This is a genomic window from Citrobacter sp. Cpo100 (assembly GCF_030332595.1).
GTDB lineage: Bacteria > Pseudomonadota > Gammaproteobacteria > Enterobacterales > Enterobacteriaceae > Citrobacter > Citrobacter portucalensis.
In genome coordinates this window covers 693,485-714,192 of record NZ_JAOWHM010000031.1, presented here as the reverse complement: position 1 = coordinate 714,192, position 20,708 = coordinate 693,485, and the positions used below count along the sequence as shown (strand labels likewise).

Below are 20,708 nucleotides of genomic sequence, written 5' to 3'. Positions count from 1 at the left end.
TGCGGCGTGCCGCCTTATCCGGCCTGCAGGGGCCGGGCTGAATGTATTTTGTAGGCCTGATAAGCGCAGCGCATCAGGCAACGCGGCGGTACATTGCCGGATGCGGCGTAACAGCCTTAATCGACCAACAAAAGCACACTGTCTCGATCTACTACACGGATCTCTCCCTCGAACATATCTGAATCCTTTCTCTGCTAATTAAAATCGTGATCTTTACCGCACAATAAGATATAACAATTATATAACATTCTGTTCACCAAAAAACACACAACCATCATTGATAAATTCACGCGATCGTTGGCAGGGGTACAATTCTAATGGCTGATAGTAGTGTAACTGAGAACGGGGTGCTGGCAGACGGCGATACCCGTCGTCGTATATGGGCGATTGTCGGAGCATCATCAGGGAATCTGGTCGAATGGTTTGATTTCTATATCTATTCATTCTGCTCTCTTTATTTTGCTCATATCTTTTTTCCATCAGGAAATACCACCACACAACTCTTACAAACCGCTGGCGTTTTTGCCGCTGGCTTCTTGATGCGACCAATTGGAGGCTGGCTGTTTGGCCGTATCGCGGATAAGCACGGGCGTAAAAAGTCCATGTTGCTGTCCGTTTGTATGATGTGCATGGGATCGTTGGTGATCGCTTGTCTACCGGGATATGAAACTATCGGTACCTGGGCGCCTGCGCTATTACTGCTGGCAAGGCTATTCCAGGGGTTATCTGTCGGTGGTGAATACGGAACCAGCGCGACCTATATGAGTGAAGTCGCCGTTGAAGGTAAGAAAGGTTTTTATGCTTCATTCCAGTACGTAACGTTAATCGGCGGACAGTTACTGGCATTACTGGTTGTGGTCATATTACAGCACACGTTAGAAGACTCAGCGCTCAGAGAGTGGGGTTGGCGTATTCCATTTGCGTTGGGCGCCGTGCTGGCTATTGTTGCGCTATGGCTGCGTCGCCAACTGGATGAAACCTCGAAACAGGATGTTCGCGCGCTGAAAGAAGCGGGTTCCCTGAAAGGTCTGTGGCGTAATCGCAAAGCTTTTGTCATGGTGCTTGGTTTTACCGCCGCGGGATCATTGTGTTTTTATACGTTCACAACCTATATGCAGAAGTACCTGGTTAATACAGCAGGTATGCATGCCAACGTAGCCAGTGGGATTATGACGGCGGCACTGTGTGTGTTCATGCTGGTACAACCGCTGTTCGGCGCCTTGTCAGATAAAATTGGCCGGCGTACTTCAATGCTGTGTTTTGGCGCGTTGGCCGCGATTTTCACCGTTCCCATTCTGACAGCATTGCAAAGCGTAACATCCCCGTATATGGCGTTTGCTCTGGTGATGTGTGCTCTGTTAATCGTCAGTTTCTATACGTCAATTAGCGGTATTCTGAAGGCCGAAATGTTCCCGGCACAGGTACGCGCTCTTGGGGTCGGCTTATCTTATGCGGTGGCCAATGCGCTGTTTGGCGGTTCAGCCGAATATGTCGCGTTGTCCCTGAAGTCTGTCGGTATGGAAACGACATTCTTCTGGTACGTCACTGCGCTGGCAGTAGTTGCGTTTTTAGTATCGCTAATGCTGCATGGGAAAGGGAAAGGTCTGCGCCTCTAGTAATGTGCCAGTTGCCAGACCGCATAGCCGGTAGATGCGCCTGCAACATCCCAGGCGAAGTCCTTCCAGCTCCAGCCGCTCCCTGCGGGACGGCTGTCCCATAGCTCTTTTGACGCACCCAGGCTGACTGAGAACATCAGGCCGATAGCCGCACTGCGATCGCGGCTGTTGCCCTGATGTTGGGCATATTCATTGCCGGCTGCGGCAAGCATGGCGGAGGCGATGAAGTGTTGAGCTTTGTCTTGCCCGCTCCACTGGTCGTTAGCCATATGGCTGCAGCCCGAAATGGCAAGGATACTGGTAAGAATGAACAGGCGCACCGTTGCCTCCATATGAAAAACCCCGTCACTGGACGGGGTCTTGATTACAGAATACGGCTAATTAATCTGTCGATACGAATACGGCGTAGTCGACGGATGAGCTTACGCACTTTGACCGGATAGTCAGCAATGCTTTGCAGGTCGCGATAGTGCTTAACGACGGTAGTATGCGTACGGATAAGCTCCAGCTCTTTATCGCGCTGAGGGGTGAGCTCTTGCTTAGGATCGTGGATAAGGATGGCGTTTTCCAGATCCAGACGCCAGGCACGAGGGTTAAGGTTGTTGCCGGTGAGCAGCATCCATTTATCATCAACCCACATACCTTTCAGATGATAGGTATTGTCATCATCTTTCCATAAGCGCACGACCAACTGGTCGGTATTCACGTAATACTGCAATCTGCTCAAGAAACGGCGCAGATTTATTTCATACAGATAAGGCAGCGCACCGATGATCTTGAATGGCTCATCTTCCGGGATGAAAAAGTCGTTGGCGGTTTTATCACCGACAATGATTTCAACCTTTTTCCCTTCACGCAGCAGTTGAATGATATTGCGCACCAGTATGGCGGGCAGGTTGAAATAAGGGGTACAGATTGTGAGCTTGTGCTCTGCGCAGGGCATAAGATGGAAAATGGTCTTATTTAACAGACTGGATTTCCCAAGGCCCACCAGAGGCGTAACCGAAAGCTGTTCGTTATCAGCATCACCCTGAAAATGGAATGACGCATCGCGCAGTTCCTGACGGTACAGGCGGATGTCATTTTTAATTTCTGGGCTTTTAGGGCGGTTGATATCATCAAGACGGTTAACGCCGCGACCGTTCATCAGGTTTTGCGTCACCCAATCGAACATGATATCGGCCATTTGCGCGTTGCGAATCAACTGATAACGGTCATAGCGATATTTATCATGCTGATGCAGGTAAACATCGTTCAGACTGGCCCCGCTGTACAGGACGCTGTCATCAATGATAAAGCCTTTGAAATGCAGGACGCCAAGCGCTTCGCGGGTGTTAATCGGAACGCCATAGACAGGAATATCGATACCAGGGTTTTCTTGCGCCATTCGGCAATACCAGTCAGCATTGGTATTGGATGCCGCAGCACCAATACGACCGCGCTGGGCTCGGTGCCAGTCGACAAGCACCCGGACATCCAGTTCAGGACGCTGCCGTTTTGCCGCATAGAGAGCGTCAAGTATGCCTTTACCACCGTCATCCTGTTCCAGGTACAGCGCAATAATGCAGATCCGTCGCGTCGCGCTGGCTATTTTTTCCAGCAGAGTCTCCCTGAAATTAGCGGGAGCATAAAAGAAATCTACATCATCAACTGACTGAGAAATCTTGGGTAGTTGGGCAAGGTGTTGTTGATGTTTATTACGCTTAAATTTTGACAACATCACAGTGCATTTCTTCTCTGTTCATTGAAGGGTCCTCTGTGCTATGCAGACGACATAAGCGGGCAATGATACCACCAGTACCCATTAATGTGGTCAACATTTCCAGTACCTTACTCACGATTCCTCACATTGGGCCAGATCAAGCGTTAGCCCAACAATTCCCTCTTCGAGCTGGACGTCAACAACAAACCCGAGTTTTCGGGCCAGGGCGACCATCCCACGATTGTTCGGCATCGTAATACCATTCAAACGTATAAGTCCGTGATCTCGAGTATAGGCAATTAATTTTTCCATCAATCGGCGACCCAGTCCAAGCCCCTTGAGATCGGAACGAACCAGTACGGCAAACTCAGCGTCTACGTTATCAGGATCCGAGATTGCTCGCGTTACGCCGAGGATCTCTTCGTGATTATCTTTACAACGCACCGCAACAAAGGCCATTTCCCGATCGTAGTCGATCTGCGTCATATTGGCTAAATCTTCGTGGGTAAATTCGTTGATCTCACTGAAATAGCGATAATAAAGATCTTCTTTTGTCACCTGAGAAATGAACTGCTGAAGATGAGGTTCATCCTCCGGCAAAATGGGGCGGAACAGACAGCGCTCGCCGTTCTTCAACTCCACCCACTCTTCAAGCTGATGAGGGTAGGGACGTACAGCCAGTCTGCTTTCGTTATCTCCCGTGAAAGGGGCAATATCCAGCGTAACGTCCAGCGCGGTAAATTCTCCGGCCGAGGCCAGCAGCGGATGAATATCCAGACGCTGAATTTCCGGGCAATCGACGATCAGGTTGGAGACCTGCACCAGAAGTTGGCTCAACCCGGCGATATCCAAAGGGCGCAGTGCGCTGCGCGCGCGGATCTTTTTATTTTTGATCCCCTGGATCACCAGATAACGCGCCAGATTCATGTTCAATGGCGGCAATGCCACCACGGCTTGCTCTTCCGGTCGCCACTCAACACCACCTTCACCCAGCATAATCAACGGGCCAAATACCGGGTCGTGTTCAACGACAACGCGAAGCTCCTGAGCGCCGGCGCGATTCGCCATACTTTGCACTAATAAGCCGTGAATGCGTGCCTGCGGCCAGGCCATTTTTACCCGATCGAAAATTGCATTGGCGGCCTGTTGCACTTCAGTGGCTGTACGCAGGTAGAGCATCACCCCCTGAACTTCTGATTTATGCGGAATATCAGGAGAACGCAGCTTGAGCGCCACCGGGTAGCCGATTTGCTCCGCGATGTGTACGGCTTCCGCGCTGTCGCTGGCGATCCACGTTGGCAGCGTGTGTAAGCCATAAGCCTGTAAAATCGGCTGCACTTCATGGGTATCAAGCGATGTCGCTCCTTCAGCAATCGCCCGCTGTAACAGATTATGCGCTTCGGCGGTGTTGGAGGTCAGGCTGTCAGGCAGCGCAGGCGTTTCTCGTAGCTGCTTCTGGTTTCGCCGATACTCCACCATATGCATAAATGCGGTGATGGTACCTTCCGGCGTGCGGTAGGTGGGCAGTCCGGCTTCGCTAAACAGTCTGCGGGCTTCCTGAGAGGAAAACTCTCCGCACCAGTTGGTCAGCAACGAGACGAATTTTCCTCGGGGGTGATGCTTTACCGCTTCAATCAATGCCAGTGCGCTTTCGGTTCCGGGAGCGGCTGCGCTGGGTGAATGAATCACCATCAGCGCGTCGAAATCCTGGCTGGCGAGCAAAATATCCAGCGTCTTAACGTAGTGTTCGCTGCTGGCGTCATCACGCAGATCCAGCGGGTTGGCGATATCAACATGTTCAGGCAATGCATCGCGTAATTTCTGGCAGGTGTCTTCACTCAACGTCGCCAACTTGCCATTTTTTGACCACAGTTCATCTAATGCCAGTGCGGCAGGCGCGGCCCCATTGCTGATGATCATCAGCCTGTCGCCACGTAGTGGACGCATGTGGCTCAGGGTTTCGACCGCCGAAAACAGCTCGTGAGTGTCTTGCACGCGTAATAAACCGGCACGCTGAATAGCGGCATCCCACGCAGGGTCCATCCCGGCGCTGGTATGCAGTAAACGCTGCGCCGCTGGACTACGACCGCTCTTAATCACCAAAATAGGTTTATTGCGCGAGGCGCTGCGGGCGGCGGAAACAAAGCGTCGGGCATCACTTAAATGCTCGAGATACAGCAATATCGCGCTGGTTTTGCTGTCGCGCGCCAGGTAATCCAGCAGCTCATCAACGTCGATATCCAGGCTATCACCCAGCGCGATAAAGTAAGAAAAGCCCATTTCTCTCTGCTGTGCCCAGTCGAGTATGGTGTTGGATACGGCAGCGGATTGAGAGATAAAAGCCAGCTTGCCGCGCTTAATCGGGACGGGGGAAAAGCTGGCGTTAAGCCCTTGCCAGGGCGCGAGAAGTCCCAGGCTGTTGGGGCCCAGCAAACGTATGTTGTAGCGTGATGCGCAGGCCAGCAGCTCTGCGTGCTGCGCCGCGGGAGCTGAGAGAATAATGCAGGTTTTACAGCCTTTCTCGCCAAGCGCTTCGAGTAACGCCAGGTTACGGCTGGCATTGGTGCACAACACGGCGAGATCCGGGCTAAAGGGCAGGCTGTTGATATTGGGCCATGCCAGTACGCCCAGCACCGCTTTCCATGCGGGCGTCACCGGTAAAACAGGTCCATTGAAACCGCCGGCAAGCAGGTTACGCATCATCAGGTAACCCGCGCGATTAGGCTTCATTGACGCCCCAATCACCGCAATGGATTTCGGTCGCAGTAGTGCTTCCAGACCACGCTGACTCATATCGGCTTCCTTAATGACACCAGTGACCGAATGATTTTAAACGTTTTCTGATGAATCTGCTGTGACGCTTCCCTGATGTTGAGTTTTTCCTGCCAGGTAGCGGGTTTTAAAGCGAGTGAAATGATCGCTTAACCCTTCTGCGGCTTGCGTATCTCCCGCCAGATCCAACAAGGCGATGGCCACTTCGGCAGTGCAATATTGCCCTTCAGCGTGAACGCCACGCAGGTGGTAAGCAGAAAGGCGTGATAAATCAACGGAGATCACCGGTAGGTTATCGAGGTACGGGCTTTTGCGGAACATTTTACGCGCCTCAGGCCAGGTACCGTCGAGCATGATAAACAATGGGGGCTTACCGGCTGGTGGCGTGAAAATCACTTCACGCTCTTCACCCGCATAGGAGGCTGGGAATACAACCATCGGCTGGTAATCCGGATTTTTCACCAGTTCCAGCAGCGCCTGCGGCGGCTCGGTGCGTGACCACTGAAAAGCCGTGGTATCGGGCAGAATATCAGCAATCAAACGCCCCGTGTTGCTGGGCTTCATCGGCTCGGTATCAAACATCACCAGACAAAAGCGACTTTTTGCCTCAGAGGGTGCCAGCGTTGCGCACAAGCAGAGTTTCTGCGGCAGCAGGCAACGCTGACAGCGGCGAACGCGATTACCTCGGGCAAGGAAAGGACGCGTGGCGCGCGCGAGGCGCTCAGCGCGTAACTGAAGAACAGCGTTATCGGTCATGGGGAAACACGTTGAAAAACGCTATTGTCGCAGAGGTGAAAACGGGGCACAAGATGCGCCCCGTAGAGATTATAATGATTCGTTAAGCCAGCTATCAAATGGGGCTTTTGGTACAGCGCCGTTAAGCATGTCGACGATTTCCCCTTTTTTGAAAATCATAATGGTCGGAATGCTGCGGATACCGAAACGGGCGCTGAGTTCACGCTCGGCTTCCGTATTCACTTTAACAAAACGCACTTTACCGCTACGCTCTTCCGCGACATCTTCAAAAATCGGGGCGAAGTTACGACATGGACCACACCAGGGGGCCCAAAAGTCAACGACCACCGGGAGATCGTCTTTTAACAGTTTATCCAGTGTCTCACCGGTCGCATTGATCACCTCCCCATCAAACAGGTCGTGACCACAGCGTCCGCATTTAGCCGCTTCCTGGACACGATCGTCGGGGATGCGGTTGATAGCCTGGCAGCTGGTACAAACGGTATTCATAACTAACCTCTGGATGAGTGGAGTGGACTTCACGGCAGGAACGCCAGTATGTTTCTATTATGTTACATATTATCGGGGAGTCTGTTCTAAACAACAATGCGTTTTATTCAATGAGTACAATAGTCCTTAGCTTTTAAATGAAATAATGGCTAACGACGTGCACATCGGGTAATCTGCGCGCTTCGCGCAGAGCAGGTGGAGAAAAACATGAGCGACGAACTGAAGAACAAAAACGGCAAGGTCAAAGTGATGTACGTCCGCAGTGACGATGACTCGGATAAACGCACCCAAAATCCACGTACTGGCAAAGGCGGCGGTCGCCCCGGTACTTCCCGAGCCGAAGGCGGTCGTCGCCCTGCCCGTGATGACCGAAAGGGTCCGAACAGCGAACGCGGTCGTGAACGTGGTCGTGACCGCGATGTAGAACGTGACCGCAGACGTGAAGATTCACCGTGGCGTACCGTGTCCCGCGCACCGAATGATGACGCAGCGGATAAAGCCGATCACGGCGGTATTAGCGGTAAGAGCTTTATCGATCCTGAAGTATTACGCCGTCAGCGTGCGGAAGAAACCCGCGTTTACGGTGAGAATGCCTGTCAGGCTCTGTTCCAGAGTCGTCCGGACGCCATCGTCCGCGCCTGGTTTGTTCAGAGCGTAACCCCGCGCTTTAAAGAAGCATTACGCTGGATGGCGGCAAACCGCAAAGCCTATCACGTGGTTGACGAAGCCGAGCTGGCGAAAGCCTCTGGCACAGAACACCACGGTGGCGTCTGTTTCCTGATCAAAAAACGTAACGGTACTACCGTTAAGCAGTGGGTCGGTCAGGCAGGGGCGCAGGATTGTGTGCTGGCACTGGAAGATATCGCTAACCCGCATAACCTGGGCGGCATGATGCGTAGCTGCGCGCACTTCGGTGTGAAAGGCGTAGTGGTTCAGGATGCGGCGCTGCTGGAATCAGGTGCGGCCATCCGTACCGCTGAAGGTGGTGCAGAGCACGTTCAGCCGATTACCGGCGACAGCATTGTTGATGTGCTGGACGACTTCCGCCATGCGGGTTACACGGTTGTGATGACCTCAAGCGCGAAAGGCAAACCGCTGTTTACTACCACGCTGCCGGAAAAAATGGTGCTGGTATTAGGGCGTGAGCGTGAAGCTCTGCCAGAAGCAGCATGCTCAGCCGACGATCTGTGCATAGCGATTGACGGCACTGGCAAGGTAGAAACGCTCAACGTTTCTGTGGCAACAGGCGTGCTGCTCGCGGAGTGGTGGCGTCAAAACAAAGCCTGATAATAAAAATGCCAGCGAATCGCTGGCATTTTTTTACTCGCTTTCTGCGGGTAATACCGGCATCCAGTCAATTGGCTTTTCACCTCGTTGTTCCAGCCATTCATTCGCCAGTACAAAGTGATTGCAGCCAAAGAAACCGCGATGCGCAGAGAGCGGTGATGGGTGGGGCGCTTTCAACACATGGTGACGCTGCGTATCAATAATCGCGCCTTTCTTCTGTGCGTGAGAACCCCAGAGCAGGAAAACCACACCTTCCCGATGTTGGTTAATCAGACTGATGACTTTATCGGTAAATGTTTCCCACCCAAGGCTGGCGTGAGAATGTGCCTGGCTGGCGCGGACGGTGAGTACGGTGTTGAGTAACAGTACCCCCTGGCGTGCCCAGCTTTCCAGATATCCGTGCGTTGGGCGCGTGAAGCCTGGAATCGTTGCCTCCAGCTCTTTGTACATGTTCAGCAACGAGGGTGGAGTGGCAATGCCGGGGCGAACAGAGAACGCGAGACCGTGTGCCTGGCCTGGACCGTGGTAAGGATCCTGACCCAGGATAACGACTTTCACGTCACCAAGCTCGGTAAAGCGAAAAGCGTTAAACACATCTTTTTGCGGTGGATAAATTGTCATACCTGACTGACGCTCGCCGGCAACAGTATGCAGTGTGTTAACAAAATAAGGCTGCTGTTTCTCTTCAGCCAGCACATCGTGCCAGGTTAATTCGGTGGCCATCTCGCTCTCCTGCGAATTTTCAATCCCCCTAGCTTAACTGCTTCTTTCGACGTCGCAAAATTCTGTACGTTACTCAATGGTCTACCCCTTAAAGATAGTTGAAAATTTATGTAAAAAGTTTAGCTGCGCACATGGCGTAAGTTGATGTAAAACAATAAAATCCACCTATCACCACTTTTCATGTGTGGTTTTTATTGATTTAAATCAAAGATTCAAGGGTGTGTGAGGGGTATATATACACTCAAGCAACAATGGTTTTACCAATTGGCCGGATGACGGCCAACCGAGATCAAATAATTTTGCCGGGGAGGCATCAAATGATTACAGGTATCCAGATTACTAAAGCTGCAAACGACGACCTGCTGAACTCTTTCTGGCTGCTGGACAGCGAAAAAGGCGAAGCTCGCTGCATCGTTGCGAAAGCAGGTTTCAATGCTGATGAAGTCGTTGCAGTCAGCAAACTGGGCGAAATCGAATACCGTGAAGTACCGGTAGACGTACAGCCGGAAGTCCGCGTAGAAGGTGGTCAGCACCTGAACGTGAACGTTCTGCGTCGCGAAACGCTGGAAGATGCAGTTAAGCATCCGGAAAAATATCCGCAGCTGACCATCCGTGTTTCGGGTTATGCAGTGCGTTTCAACTCTCTGACCCCAGAACAGCAGCGCGACGTTATTGCTCGTACCTTTACTGAGAGCCTGTAAGGCTCACGGGGAATAACCCCGTTTAGTAGAGAATCAAAAAGCGGAAGATGCCAGTGCGTCTTCCGCTTTTTTGCATCTGTTAGTAAAAGATCCTCACCGCGCAATACACCAACAGCAGCGCCAGAATGATATTCAACTGTCGACCGTAACGGCAAAAAACGCGCTGAAAAAGATGGCCCGCCAGCGCCCAGCAGGCATTCCCGAAGGTGCCGATCAGCGCTAACAGAATACTCACCCCAATCAGCCAGTGGGCGTCCTGAGTGTACGGTAATACGAACGTGGATAACGCGGTAATGCCGTACAAAATGATTTTCACGTTAACAAACTGCAAGCCAAAACTTGCCCAGAAGCTAATCGGCTCTGACTGCAATCTATCGTTCGAGGTCGGGCTGGTGGCGATCTTCAGCGCCAGCCACAGGATATAAGCGGCCCCAGCCCAACTAAGCCAATGGATGATGGCTGGATCCATGACCGCCAGTGAAAATGAAATCCCGGCGCACATCATCATGACGATTAAAAAGCCCAGACTCATTCCGGCCAGTACGCGTGTACTCTGACGAAAACCGTGTGACGTCGCGGCGCTGAGCGCAAGGATGTTGTTTGGTCCGGGGGTTAGCGCGGTAATCAATGTATAGGTCCAGAATGCACTTAAAAGCGTGGGGGTCACTTGTTATCTCCTCTGTTTTGGTAGACAGTACCCGAGGCAAAACATTAAAAAAAATGAATGTTTTTGCATTCTGAATTCGATATTTTCGATGGGTTGGTGCGGATGGATTTACGTCGGTTTATTACGCTAAAAACGGTGGTGGAAGAGGGTTCATTTCTGCGGGCATCACAAAAACTGTGCTGTACGCAATCAACGGTTACCTTTCATATTCAACAGCTTGAGCAAGAGCTTTCGGTGCAGTTGTTTGAAAAAATTGGTCGCCGGATGTGTCTCACCAGTGAGGGAAAACGGCTGATGCCGCATATCCATGACCTGACGCGCGTGATGGCATCGATTCGACAGTCGGCACATCAGGATGCGCAGCCGAGCGGCGATCTACGTGTCGCAACAGGCGAAACGCTGCTGGCGTATAAAATGCCGCAGGTTCTACAGCGATTTAAACAACGTGCGCCCCATGTGCGGCTGTCTTTACAGTCGCTCAACTGTTATGTCATTCGCGATGCATTGCTCAGTGATGATGTTGATCTGGGGGTCTTTTATCGGGTGGGTAATGACGATGCCCTGGAGTTGATGCCGCTTGGCGATCAGTCACTGGCATTAGTTGCTTCGCCACTGCTTCAGCACGTTGATTTTACTCAGCATAACCAGCACATTCCCTGCAGTTTTATCATTAATGAGCCGCAATGTATTTTCAGACAACGCTTCGAGGGGCTACTGCGTAAACGACAGATTACGCTGGAAAATACCATTGAGTTATGGAGCATTGAAAGCATTAAGCAGTGCGTATCGGCAAATCTTGGGATCAGCTTTTTGCCGCATTTTGCCGTCGAGAAGGAGTTACGTTCAGGGGAGTTGATTGAATTACCGTTCAGTGAACAACCTGAGTTAATTACGGCATTGTGTGGTTATCATGCCGGAAAAGTCGTTAGCCCGGCGATGCGGGTGTTTCTTGAGTGCATTGAAGAGAGTTTTGCATCACGTGAAAAAATGCCGGGCTAAATGGCCCGGCATTCGGTTTACTCTTTGTCGGACTGCTGGGTAGCAGCGCCGCTCGGCTTACGACGTTTGCCGATATTTTTGGCGTCGCGGTGACGTTTTTTCACCCGCGGCTTCTCTTTCTCTTTCGCCTTTTTCTCAGCGCGCTTCGCCAGCACTTTCTTGGATGGCTTACCGTTAGATTTCTCACTTGGCGCGCGCGTGGTTGGACGCAGTTCGTCAATGACGCGAGCTTTCAACGGTTCGTCAATATAGCGGCTCGCTTTGCCGAGCAGCAGGTGGTCGTGCGCTTCAACCAAAGAGATCGCAGTGCCTTTACGGCCAGCACGACCGGTACGGCCAATACGGTGCAAATAGGCATCGCCACTGCGCGGCATGTCGAAGTTAAACACGTGGCTGACGTCAGGAATATCGATCCCGCGAGCGGCGACGTCGGTTGCTACCAGCACGTTCACACGACCATCGGTCAGGCGTTTGATCGCTTCGTTACGTTTGTTCTGCACCATCTCGCCTTCGAGATAGCAGTTATTAATGCCTGCCTGGCGCAGCCAGCCTGCCAGTTCGTGCACACGCTCACGTTTGCGTACGAAGACAATCGAGCGAGTCGCTTCCGGCTGTTTTAACAGGTGGATCAGCATGGCAGTTTTGTGCTCGATGTCATCGGCACGGTAGTAAAACTGATGGATCTTCTTGCGTTCACGGGTGGACGGATCCGCTGAGACTTCGACCGGGTCTTCCAACAGACGCTCGGCAAAATCTTTAATCGCATCGCCTTCCAGCGTGGCGGAAAACAGCATGGTTTGCTTACGCCAGCGTGTTTCACCGGCGATATGCTCGATGTCCTGGGCAAAGCCCATGTCCAGCATACGGTCTGCTTCATCGAGAATTAGCGTTTCAACCGCATGGCAGTCGAAGTTTTCTTCTTTAATGTATTGCAGCAGACGACCCGTGGTGGCGACCACGATGTCTTGGTTTTCGCTAAAGACTTCCATGTGGTTCATGTAAGCCACGCCGCCGGTAATCGTAGCGATATCCAGATGCGTATTCTTCGCCAGTTCACGAGCGTGTTCGGCAACCTGCATCGCCAGTTCGCGCGTTGGCGTCAGGATTAAAATGCGCGGCGGACCAGATTTCTTGCGCGGGAAGTCGAGCAGGTGCTGCAACGCTGGCAGCAAATATGCCGCCGTTTTACCGGTGCCTGTCGGCGCAGAACCGAGTACATCACGGCCATCGAGCGCAGGCGGAATGGCGGCAGCCTGAATGGCGGTCGGGCGAGTGAAACCTTTTTCCTGGAGGGCATCCAGAAGGCTTTCATCGAGTTCAAGTTCGGAAAAAGTCGTTACAGTCATGTTCTACCTCTGAGTGGGGCGCTGATTATAGACGTTACGGCTGCAATCTTCATCTGTTTGTATGGATATACCTTCTCAGGTATTGTTTTTATCCTATGTTATCGTTTTTTTTCCAGGAAGGTTGTTCTTCATGCCCCAGTCTACATCCGTACTGAGACGTAATGGATTTACTTTTAAGCAGTTTTTTGTGGCACACGATCGCTGTGCAATGAAAGTCGGAACAGACGGCATTTTATTGGGGGCCTGGGCCCCCGTTGCGGGCGTAAAGCGGATCCTGGATATTGGTACCGGGAGTGGCCTGTTGGCGCTGATGTTGGCCCAGCGCACGGATGAAAACGTCATCATTGACGCCGTGGAGCTTGATGTCGATGCCGCGCAGCAGGCGCAGGAGAACATCGCGCAATCTCCGTGGATGCATCGCGTGAGTGTTCATACAGAGGATGCACAGCAGTGGATACCGCGTCAGACCGTGCGTTTTGATTTGATAATCAGCAACCCTCCCTATTATGAACAGGGCGTGGAATGTGCTACACCGCAGCGCGAGCAGGCGCGCTATACCACCATGCTCGATCACCAGGCGTTGCTTACGCTGGCGGCGGACAGCATTACGGAAGAAGGTTTTTTTTGTGTCGTGCTGCCGGAACAGATTGGGAACGCGTTTACCCAGCAGGCATTAAGTATGGGCTGGCATCTGCGATTACGTACGGATGTAGCAGAAACGGAAGCCCGACTACCGCATCGGGTATTGCTGGCATTCTCCCCGCAGGCCGGGGAGTGCTTTAGCGACAGGCTGGTGATTCGTGGGCCAGACCAACGTTACTCTGAAGGTTATACGGCGCTGACCCAGGCGTTTTACCTGTTTATGTGATGACTTAGCGGCGAGAGAATGGACGGGCCGGCTTCTGGAAGCTGCTCTGGGTAATCCAGCGTGTAGTGCAGGCCCCGACTCTCTTTGCGCATCATTGCGCAGCGGACAATCAGCTCGGCAACCTGTACCAGATTGCGCAGTTCCAACAAATTGTTCGACACGCGGAAATGGGCGTAATACTCGTCGATTTCCTGTTGCAGCATGGTGATACGGCGCAGAGCGCGCTCCAGGCGCTTGGTCGTACGCACAATACCGACGTAATCCCACATAAACAGCCGTAGCTCATGCCAGTTATGCTGGATAACAACCAACTCATCCGGATTTTCTACCCGGCTTTCATCCCAGCCCGGGAGCGTGCTAACGCCGCGAGCATAAGGCATGCGCCTGTCGATATCTTCAGCCGCGGACCAGCCATAAACCAGACACTCCAGCAATGAGTTTGATGCCATCCGGTTGGCACCATGCAGGCCGGTGTAACTCACTTCGCCGATCGCATACAGCCCGTCGACATCGGTACGGCCAAAGTCATCCACCATCACACCGCCGCAGGTATAGTGCGCGGCAGGCACGATGGGAACCGGCTCTTTGGTTAAATCAATGCCCAATCCCAGCAACTTTTCATAAATCATCGGGAAATGCTGACGAACAAATTCTTCCGGCTTATGGCTGATATCGAGGAACATGCAATCTGCACCAAGGCGCTTCATTTCATGATCAATGGCGCGGGCGACAATATCGCGGGGAGCCAATTCGCCACGTTCGTCAAAATCGGGCATAAAGCGTGAACCGTCCGGGCGCTTCAGGTGCGCTCCTTCGCCGCGCAGCGCTTCGGTCAGCAGAAAATTGCGCGCCTGCGGATGATACAGCGCTGTCGGGTGAAACTGGTTAAACTCCAGGTTGGCGACGCGGCATCCTGCGCGCCAGGCCATTGCAATTCCGTCACCCGAGGAAATATCCGGATTGGTGGTGTATTGATACACCTTTGACGCGCCGCCGGTGGCCAACACTACCGACTTCGCATGGCAGGTTTCGACGGCTTCTTTATTACGATTCCAGATCCATGCGCCGACAACCCGACGCGTTCCCGGCAGACCGATTTTATCGGAGACAATCAGGTCGACGGCGTTGCTACGCTCAAGAACCCGGATATTGGGGTGATTTTGTGCCTGGCTGACGAGTGTGGTTTCGACTTCTTTGCCGGTAGCATCCGCAGCGTGCAGGATGCGTCGATGGCTGTGACCGCCTTCACGGGTCAGGTGATAGCTCTCTTCGCCGTTAGGCTGAACCTGTGTATCAAATAAGACGCCCTGATCGATAAGCCATTGAACGCAGGTGCGGGCATTGCTGGCGACAAATTCAACCGCATGGCGATCGCACAGCCCGGCCCCGGCAATCAGCGTATCTTCAACGTGGGAGTCGATACTGTCGGTTTCATCGAAAACCGCGGCAATACCCCCCTGGGCATAAAATGTCGAGCCTTCGCTGACCGGCCCTTTGCTCAGGACAATAACCTGATGTTTTTCAGCCAGGCGCAGCGCCAGTGAGAGTCCGGCAGCCCCGCTGCCAATGATCAGCACGTCACAGGATAATTCAGGAGTCGTATTCATGATGTTTGTTTAATTTACTAAACAGTGTTTGGTCACCATAGCACCACATTGCGCGATACTGCACGTTTTATTTTTAAATGTGTTGCAATGACTAAACATGAAGGAAAAGCATGATGAGGGCGAAATAGGCAAAAATATTTTGTGAAGCAGGCCGTTAGCATCAGATTATGTGATGAAATAAAGTGCCCGTTGGGTTACTCTGCAAGCGGTGAAATGGGCATTTCTGTACAGATAGTGCGTTGATCGGGTTATGTAGACTTATAATGAGAGATAAGACCTGTCTACAACATGACAAACAAAAAACAATGCGTAACGGAACTTTACGAAACTTGAGCACTCTAAGCATTTGCTTGCTCATAGTGAAGCTGATGGAGTGGCGTTTCGAAAGCGCGTGGAAATTTGGTTTGGGGAGACTTTACCTCGGATGAGCGAGCAGTTAACGGACCAGGTCCTGGTAGAACGGGTCCAGAAGGGAGATCAGAAAGCCTTTAACCTACTGGTAGTGCGCTATCAGCATAAGGTGGCGAGTCTGGTTTCTCGCTATGTACCGTCGGGTGATGTACCCGATGTAGTACAAGAAGCATTTATCAAAGCCTATCGTGCGCTGGACTCGTTCCGGGGAGATAGTGCTTTTTATACCTGGCTGTATCGTATTGCAGTCAATACAGCGAAGAATTACCTGGTCGCTCAGGGGCGTCGTCCACCTTCCAGTGATATTGATGCGATTGAAGCAGAAAATTACGAAAGTGGCGGTGCGCTGAAAGAAATTTCGAACCCTGAGAACTTAATGTTGTCAGAAGAACTGAGACAGATAGTTTTCCGAACTATTGAGTCCCTCCCGGAAGATTTACGCATGGCAATAACCTTGCGGGAGCTGGATGGCCTGAGCTATGAAGAGATAGCCGCTATCATGGATTGTCCGGTAGGTACGGTGCGTTCACGTATCTTCCGAGCGAGGGAAGCTATTGATAATAAAGTTCAACCGCTTATCAGGCGTTGACGATAGCGGGATACTGGAAAAGGTATTAGGCATGCAGAAAGAGAAACTTTCCGCTTTAATGGATGGCGAAACGCTGGATACTGAGTTACTCAAAGAGCTAACTCACGACCCGGAAATGCAAAAAACCTGGGAGAGTTATCACCTGATTCGCGATTCCATGCGAGGTGATACCGCCGACGTTCTCCATTTCGATATTTCCGCCCGCGTAATGGCCGCCATCCAGGATGAGCCAGTACGCCAGACGGCGCCATTGATTCCTGAGGCCCAGCCAGCACCGCACCAGTGGCAGAAAATGCCATTCTGGAAGAAAATGCGTCCGTGGGCCGCGCAGCTTACCCAAATGGGTGTGGCCGCGTGCGTATCACTTGCAGTTATCGTTGGCGTCCAGCACTATAATGGGCAATCTGAAACGTCCCAGCAGCCCGAAACACCGGTATTTAATACATTACCGATGATGGGTAAAGCCAGTCCGGTTAGCTTGGGTGTACCTTCTGACGCGACGGCCAGCGGCGGTCAACAACAGCAGGTACAGGAGCAGCGTCGTCGTATTAATGCCATGTTGCAGGATTACGAATTGCAACGTCGACTGCACTCTGAACAGCTTCAGTTTGAGCAGGCCCAAACACAGCAAGCCGCTGTGCAGGTGCCAGGAATTCAAACTTTAGGAACGCAATCGCAGTAATGAAGCAACTTTGGTTTGCCATGTCACTTGTGGCTGGTAGCCTGTTCTTCTCTGTAAACGCCTCGGCCAATCCTGCGTCCGGGGCGTTGTTGCAGCAGATGAATCTGGCCAGCCAGTCGCTAACCTATGAGCTGTCATTTGTCAGCATCAATAAGCAGGGTGTTGAATCCCTACGTTATCGTCATGCCCGCCAGGATAACCGTCCACTCGCGCAACTATTACAAATGGATGGACCGCGCCGGGAAGTGGTGCAACGCGGCAACGAAATTAGCTATTTTGAGCCTGGTCTCGAACCGTTCACGCTGAACGGCGATTATATCGTTGACTCTCTGCCATCCCTGATTTACACCGATTTCAAACGCCTTGCTCCCTACTATGATTTTATCTCAGTAGGCCGCACCCGTATTGCCGATCGGCTCTGTGAAGTGATCCGCGTTGTGGCGCGTGACGGCACCCGTTACAGCTATATCGTTTGGATGGACACGGAGACCAAACTGCCAATGCGTGTCGATCTCCTCGATCGTGATGGCGAAACGCTGGAACAGTTCCGTGTGATCTCCTTTACCGTGAATAACGGTGTTAGCGACAGCATGCAGACGTTAGCAAAAGCGAATTTACCACCGTTGCTGTCGGTTCCTGCAGGCGAGAAAACCAACTTCAACTGGAGTCCGTCGTGGTTGCCACAAGGTTTCAGTGAGGTCTCAAGCAGTCGACGTCCGCTGCCGACGATGGATAACATGCCGATTGAATCACGCCTTTATTCTGATGGCCTGTTTAGTTTCTCCGTGAACGTAAACCGTGCGACGCAGAACAGCGCCGATCAACTGCTGCGTACTGGCCGTAGAACAGTCAGCACCAGCGTGCGTGATAACGCGGAAATTACGATTGTGGGCGAGCTTCCGCCACAAACGGCGAAGCGTATCGCGGACAATATCAAGTTCAGGGCAGCACAATGATTAAAGAGTGGGCGACGGTCGTCTCCTGGCAAAATGGTCTGGCGACGGTCAGCTGTGATGTTAAAGCATCATGTAGCAGTTGCGCTTCCCGGGCCGGATGCGGGAGCCGCGTGCTGAACAAACTGGGACCACAGACCACACACACTATCGTGGTGCCCTGCGACGAACCCTTGACCCCTGGTCAAAAAGTTGAACTGGGCATTGCCGAAGGTAGCCTGTTGGGATCGGCGATGCTGGTCTACATGTCTCCGTTGGCTGGATTGTTTCTTTTCGCGGCGCTGTTCCAGGTGCTGTTTGGTTCCGATCTTGCGGCATTAAGCGGCGCAGTGCTGGGGGGCGTGGGCGGATTCCTGATTGCTCGTGGATACTCTCGTAAGCTTGCTGAGCGCGAAGCCTGGCAGCCGGTCATTCTGAACGTTGCTCTCCCACCCGATCTTATTCGCGTCGAAACCCAGCAGTGATATCTTTGCCTGATGGCGTTGCGCTTATCAGGTCTACAGCGTGCTCAGATGCAGGCGTAGGCCGGATAAGGCGTTTATGCCGCCATCCGGCAAAAGTTTCACCGACTTTGCAAGGTTGTTTCCAGTTCCCGCTATCCTTGCTCTATGAACGTTTCCTCGCCTCAGCGTTGTAGTGTAGAATGCGGCGTTTCACTTAAACAGACGTTAAGCTCAGATCAGCGACTTCTCAGAGCCTGCTTCGGCGGGCGTAAGGCACAATAATTACACTATATGAAGAACATACGTAACTTTTCAATCATAGCTCACATCGACCACGGTAAATCGACGCTGTCTGACCGTATTATCCAGATCTGCGGTGGCCTGTCTGACCGTGAAATGGAAGCGCAGGTTCTCGACTCGATGGATCTTGAGCGTGAGCGCGGTATTACTATCAAAGCGCAGAGCGTGACGCTCGATTTCAAAGCATCTGATGGTGAAACCTATCAGCTTAACTTTATCGACACCCCGGGCCACGTTGACTTCTCGTATGAAGTTTCCCGCTCGCTTGCTGCCTGTGAAGGCGCATTGCTGGTGGTTGATGCCGGACAGGGCGTAGAAGCGCAGACCCTGGCTAACTGCTATACCGCCATGGAAATGGATCTGGAAGTAGTACCGGTACTGAATAAAATTGACCTGCCAGCCGCCGATCCTGAACGCGTAGCGGAAGAGATCGAAGATATCGTCGGTATCGATGCGACAGATGCCGTTCGCTGCTCGGCGAAAACCGGCGTTGGCGTCACTGACGTTCTTGAACGTCTGGTACGCGACATTCCGCCGCCGGAAGGCGATCCGGAAGGCCCATTGCAGGCGCTGATCATCGACTCCTGGTTCGATAACTACCTTGGCGTGGTGTCACTGGTGCGTATTAAAAACGGCACCATGCGTAAAGGCGACAAAATTAAAGTAATGAGCACCGGTCAGGTCTATAACGCTGACCGTCTGGGCATCTTCACGCCAAAACAGGTTGACCGTACCGAGCTGAAATGCGGCGAGGTAGGTTGGTTGGTTTGTGCGATTAAAGACATCCTCGGCGCACCGGTTGGCGATACCCTGACGCAGGCGCGTAACCCGGCAGACAAACCGCTGCCAGGCTTTAAAAAAGTGAAGCCGCAGGTTTACGCCGGTTTGTTCCCGGTGAGCTCTGACGACTATGAAAACTTCCGTGACGCGCTTGGCAAACTGAGTCTGAACGACGCCTCCCTGTTCTACGAACCGGAAAGCTCTACCGCGCTGGGCTTCGGCTTCCGTTGTGGCTTCCTTGGTCTGCTGCACATGGAGATCATTCAGGAACGTCTGGAGCGTGAATACGATCTGGATCTGATCACCACCGCGCCGACCGTAGTCTACGAAGTCGAAACCACGGCGAAAGAGACTATCTACGTCGATAGCCCGTCCAAGCTGCCGCCGCTGAACAACATCTACGAACTGCGTGAGCCGATCGCTGAGTGTCACATGCTGCTGCCGCAGGCTTACCTTGGCAACGTCATCACCCTGTGTATCGAGAAGCGTGGCGTCCAGACCAACATGGTTTACCACGGTAACCAGGTGGCGCTGACGTATGAGATTCCAATGGCGGAAGTCGTACTCGATTTCTTCGACCGTCTGAAGTCGACCTCTCGCGGCTACGCGTCGCTGGACTATAACTTCAAACGCTTCCAGGCGTCTGACATGGTGCGTGTTGATGTCCTTATCAACAACGAACGTGTCGATGCGCTGGCGCTGATTACCCACCGCGACAACTCCCAGAGCCGTGGCCGTGAACTGGTTGAGAAGATGAAAGATCTGATCCCTCGCCAGCAGTTTGATATCGCGATCCAGGCGGCCATTGGTACGCACATCATCGCGCGTTCAACGGTTAAGCAGCTGCGTAAAAACGTTCTGGCGAAATGCTACGGTGGCGATATCAGCCGTAAGAAAAAGCTGCTGCAAAAACAGAAAGAGGGTAAAAAGCGCATGAAGCAGATCGGTAACGTCGAACTGCCGCAGGAAGCGTTCCTCGCCATTCTGCATGTCGGTAAAGACAGCAAATAATCTTAA

Annotated in this window: 20 protein-coding genes; 11 read left to right on the top strand and 9 right to left on the bottom strand. The window is 52.4% G+C overall.

What is annotated here, in order from left to right; genetic code table 11:
- Positions 1-317: 317 nt before the first annotated feature.
- Entirely contained in the window at positions 318-1,616 is a 1,299-nt protein-coding gene (locus OGX96_RS10245; protein ID WP_186413089.1) for an MFS transporter, read from the top strand.
- Here OGX96_RS10245 and OGX96_RS10240 read toward each other — a convergent pair.
- The 5 genes from OGX96_RS10240 to trxC all read right to left on the bottom strand — a co-directional run bounded on the left by OGX96_RS10240 (position 1,613) and on the right by trxC (position 7,335).
- Complete coding sequence (locus OGX96_RS10240; protein ID WP_153687927.1) at positions 1,613-1,948, bottom strand: YfiM family lipoprotein; 336 nt, start codon at positions 1,946-1,948, stop codon at positions 1,613-1,615. The genes OGX96_RS10245 and OGX96_RS10240 overlap by 4 nt on opposite strands.
- A gap of 32 nt (positions 1,949-1,980) precedes the next feature.
- Positions 1,981-3,336: a CDP-diacylglycerol--serine O-phosphatidyltransferase gene (gene pssA, locus OGX96_RS10235; protein ID WP_003835350.1), complete on the bottom strand. Its 1,356-nt coding sequence runs from the start codon at positions 3,334-3,336 to the stop codon at positions 1,981-1,983.
- 114 nt (positions 3,337-3,450) lie between these two features.
- Positions 3,451-6,111, bottom strand: a complete 2,661-nt coding sequence (locus OGX96_RS10225) for a bifunctional acetate--CoA ligase family protein/GNAT family N-acetyltransferase (RefSeq protein ID WP_137377893.1) — start codon at positions 6,109-6,111, stop codon at positions 3,451-3,453.
- Between the two features lie 36 nt (positions 6,112-6,147).
- On the bottom strand, positions 6,148-6,846 hold the full coding sequence (gene tapT, locus OGX96_RS10220) for a tRNA-uridine aminocarboxypropyltransferase (protein ID WP_003835347.1): 699 nt from the start codon (positions 6,844-6,846) through the stop codon (positions 6,148-6,150).
- A gap of 69 nt (positions 6,847-6,915) precedes the next feature.
- Positions 6,916-7,335: a thioredoxin TrxC gene (gene trxC / locus OGX96_RS10215; RefSeq protein WP_008785506.1), complete on the bottom strand. Its 420-nt coding sequence runs from the start codon at positions 7,333-7,335 to the stop codon at positions 6,916-6,918.
- Positions 7,336-7,542: 207 nt separating this feature from the next.
- Between trxC and OGX96_RS10210 the strand changes: the two genes are divergently transcribed.
- Complete coding sequence (locus OGX96_RS10210) at positions 7,543-8,622, top strand: tRNA/rRNA methyltransferase (RefSeq protein ID WP_071446854.1); 1,080 nt, start codon at positions 7,543-7,545, stop codon at positions 8,620-8,622.
- A 33-nt stretch (positions 8,623-8,655) separates the two neighbouring features.
- Here OGX96_RS10210 and ung read toward each other — a convergent pair whose 3' ends face one another.
- Positions 8,656-9,345 carry a uracil-DNA glycosylase gene (gene ung / locus OGX96_RS10205; RefSeq protein ID WP_286582921.1) on the bottom strand — a complete coding sequence of 230 codons (690 nt, stop codon included), beginning with the start codon at positions 9,343-9,345 and terminating at the stop codon, positions 8,656-8,658.
- 317 nt (positions 9,346-9,662) lie between these two features.
- On the opposite strand from ung, the gene grcA reads away from it, so the two are divergent.
- Positions 9,663-10,046, top strand: coding sequence for an autonomous glycyl radical cofactor GrcA (gene grcA, locus OGX96_RS10200; protein ID WP_003037563.1), 384 nt, complete (start codon positions 9,663-9,665; stop codon positions 10,044-10,046).
- Between the two features lie 79 nt (positions 10,047-10,125).
- On the opposite strand, the gene eamB is transcribed toward grcA, so the two are convergent.
- Positions 10,126-10,713: a cysteine/O-acetylserine transporter gene (eamB, locus tag OGX96_RS10195; RefSeq protein WP_008785502.1), complete on the bottom strand. Its 588-nt coding sequence runs from the start codon at positions 10,711-10,713 to the stop codon at positions 10,126-10,128.
- Positions 10,714-10,815: 102 nt separating this feature from the next.
- On the opposite strand from eamB, the gene OGX96_RS10190 reads away from it, so the two are divergent.
- Positions 10,816-11,712 (top strand): LysR family transcriptional regulator, encoded by an 897-nt coding sequence (locus OGX96_RS10190; protein ID WP_100247265.1) that lies wholly within the window; start codon positions 10,816-10,818, stop codon positions 11,710-11,712.
- A gap of 17 nt (positions 11,713-11,729) precedes the next feature.
- Here OGX96_RS10190 and srmB read toward each other — a convergent pair whose 3' ends face one another.
- Entirely contained in the window at positions 11,730-13,058 is a 1,329-nt protein-coding gene (srmB, locus tag OGX96_RS10185) for an ATP-dependent RNA helicase SrmB (RefSeq protein WP_003835340.1), read from the bottom strand.
- A gap of 130 nt (positions 13,059-13,188) precedes the next feature.
- Here srmB and trmN point away from each other — a divergent pair, with 130 nt between their 5' ends.
- Positions 13,189-13,926 carry a tRNA(1)(Val) (adenine(37)-N(6))-methyltransferase TrmN gene (trmN, locus tag OGX96_RS10180; RefSeq protein WP_198802833.1) on the top strand — a complete coding sequence of 246 codons (738 nt, stop codon included), beginning with the start codon at positions 13,189-13,191 and terminating at the stop codon, positions 13,924-13,926.
- On the opposite strand, the gene nadB is transcribed toward trmN, so the two are convergent.
- Positions 13,911-15,533, bottom strand: a complete 1,623-nt coding sequence (nadB, locus tag OGX96_RS10175; RefSeq protein WP_003037572.1) for an L-aspartate oxidase — start codon at positions 15,531-15,533, stop codon at positions 13,911-13,913. The two genes, trmN and nadB, sit on opposite strands and share 16 nt — an antisense overlap.
- 263 nt (positions 15,534-15,796) lie before the next feature.
- Between nadB and rseD the strand changes: the two genes are divergently transcribed.
- From rseD to lepA, 6 genes are all read left to right on the top strand, one after another.
- Positions 15,797-15,961 carry a rpoE leader peptide RseD gene (rseD, locus tag OGX96_RS10170; RefSeq protein WP_122973798.1) on the top strand — a complete coding sequence of 55 codons (165 nt, stop codon included), beginning with the start codon at positions 15,797-15,799 and terminating at the stop codon, positions 15,959-15,961.
- Positions 15,958-16,533, top strand: a complete 576-nt coding sequence (gene rpoE / locus OGX96_RS10165; RefSeq protein ID WP_003037573.1) for an RNA polymerase sigma factor RpoE — start codon at positions 15,958-15,960, stop codon at positions 16,531-16,533. Before rseD ends, rpoE begins: the two co-directional genes overlap by 4 nt.
- A 31-nt stretch (positions 16,534-16,564) precedes the next feature.
- Positions 16,565-17,215: an anti-sigma-E factor RseA gene (rseA, locus tag OGX96_RS10160; RefSeq protein WP_008785497.1), complete on the top strand. Its 651-nt coding sequence runs from the start codon at positions 16,565-16,567 to the stop codon at positions 17,213-17,215.
- Positions 17,215-18,171: a sigma-E factor regulatory protein RseB gene (gene rseB / locus OGX96_RS10155; protein WP_003835334.1), complete on the top strand. Its 957-nt coding sequence runs from the start codon at positions 17,215-17,217 to the stop codon at positions 18,169-18,171. The genes rseA and rseB overlap by 1 nt, the downstream gene beginning before the upstream one ends.
- The gene (gene rseC, locus OGX96_RS10150) at positions 18,168-18,632 is read left to right on the top strand and encodes a SoxR-reducing system protein RseC (protein WP_003037576.1); all 465 of its coding nucleotides are present in this window, start codon (positions 18,168-18,170) and stop codon (positions 18,630-18,632) included. Before rseB ends, rseC begins: the two co-directional genes overlap by 4 nt.
- Before the next feature lie 270 nt (positions 18,633-18,902).
- Positions 18,903-20,702, top strand: coding sequence for a translation elongation factor 4 (gene lepA / locus OGX96_RS10145; protein ID WP_003037577.1), 1,800 nt, complete (start codon positions 18,903-18,905; stop codon positions 20,700-20,702).
- Positions 20,703-20,708: the final 6 nt, after the last annotated feature.

Bases quoted from the DNA above. Each gene is read 5' to 3' on its own strand.
- OGX96_RS10245 (WP_186413089.1), top strand. From the start codon at position 318: ATGGCTGATAGTAGTGTAACTGAGAACGGGGTGCTGGCAGACGGCGAT.
- OGX96_RS10240 (WP_153687927.1), bottom strand. From the start codon at position 1,948: ATGGAGGCAACGGTGCGCCTGTTCATTCTTACCAGTATCCTTGCCATT.
- pssA (WP_003835350.1), bottom strand. From the start codon at position 3,336: ATGTTGTCAAAATTTAAGCGTAATAAACATCAACAACACCTTGCCCAA.
- OGX96_RS10225 (WP_137377893.1), bottom strand. From the start codon at position 6,111: ATGAGTCAGCGTGGTCTGGAAGCACTACTGCGACCGAAATCCATTGCG.
- tapT (WP_003835347.1), bottom strand. From the start codon at position 6,846: ATGACCGATAACGCTGTTCTTCAGTTACGCGCTGAGCGCCTCGCGCGC.
- trxC (WP_008785506.1), bottom strand. From the start codon at position 7,335: ATGAATACCGTTTGTACCAGCTGCCAGGCTATCAACCGCATCCCCGAC.
- OGX96_RS10210 (WP_071446854.1), top strand. From the start codon at position 7,543: ATGAGCGACGAACTGAAGAACAAAAACGGCAAGGTCAAAGTGATGTAC.
- ung (WP_286582921.1), bottom strand. From the start codon at position 9,345: ATGGCCACCGAATTAACCTGGCACGATGTGCTGGCTGAAGAGAAACAG.
- grcA (WP_003037563.1), top strand. From the start codon at position 9,663: ATGATTACAGGTATCCAGATTACTAAAGCTGCAAACGACGACCTGCTG.
- OGX96_RS10190 (WP_100247265.1), top strand. From the start codon at position 10,816: ATGGATTTACGTCGGTTTATTACGCTAAAAACGGTGGTGGAAGAGGGT.
- srmB (WP_003835340.1), bottom strand. From the start codon at position 13,058: ATGACTGTAACGACTTTTTCCGAACTTGAACTCGATGAAAGCCTTCTG.
- trmN (WP_198802833.1), top strand. From the start codon at position 13,189: ATGCCCCAGTCTACATCCGTACTGAGACGTAATGGATTTACTTTTAAG.
- nadB (WP_003037572.1), bottom strand. From the start codon at position 15,533: ATGAATACGACTCCTGAATTATCCTGTGACGTGCTGATCATTGGCAGC.
- rseD (WP_122973798.1), top strand. From the start codon at position 15,797: ATGAGAGATAAGACCTGTCTACAACATGACAAACAAAAAACAATGCGT.
- rpoE (WP_003037573.1), top strand. From the start codon at position 15,958: ATGAGCGAGCAGTTAACGGACCAGGTCCTGGTAGAACGGGTCCAGAAG.
- rseA (WP_008785497.1), top strand. From the start codon at position 16,565: ATGCAGAAAGAGAAACTTTCCGCTTTAATGGATGGCGAAACGCTGGAT.
- rseB (WP_003835334.1), top strand. From the start codon at position 17,215: ATGAAGCAACTTTGGTTTGCCATGTCACTTGTGGCTGGTAGCCTGTTC.
- rseC (WP_003037576.1), top strand. From the start codon at position 18,168: ATGATTAAAGAGTGGGCGACGGTCGTCTCCTGGCAAAATGGTCTGGCG.
- lepA (WP_003037577.1), top strand. From the start codon at position 18,903: ATGAAGAACATACGTAACTTTTCAATCATAGCTCACATCGACCACGGT.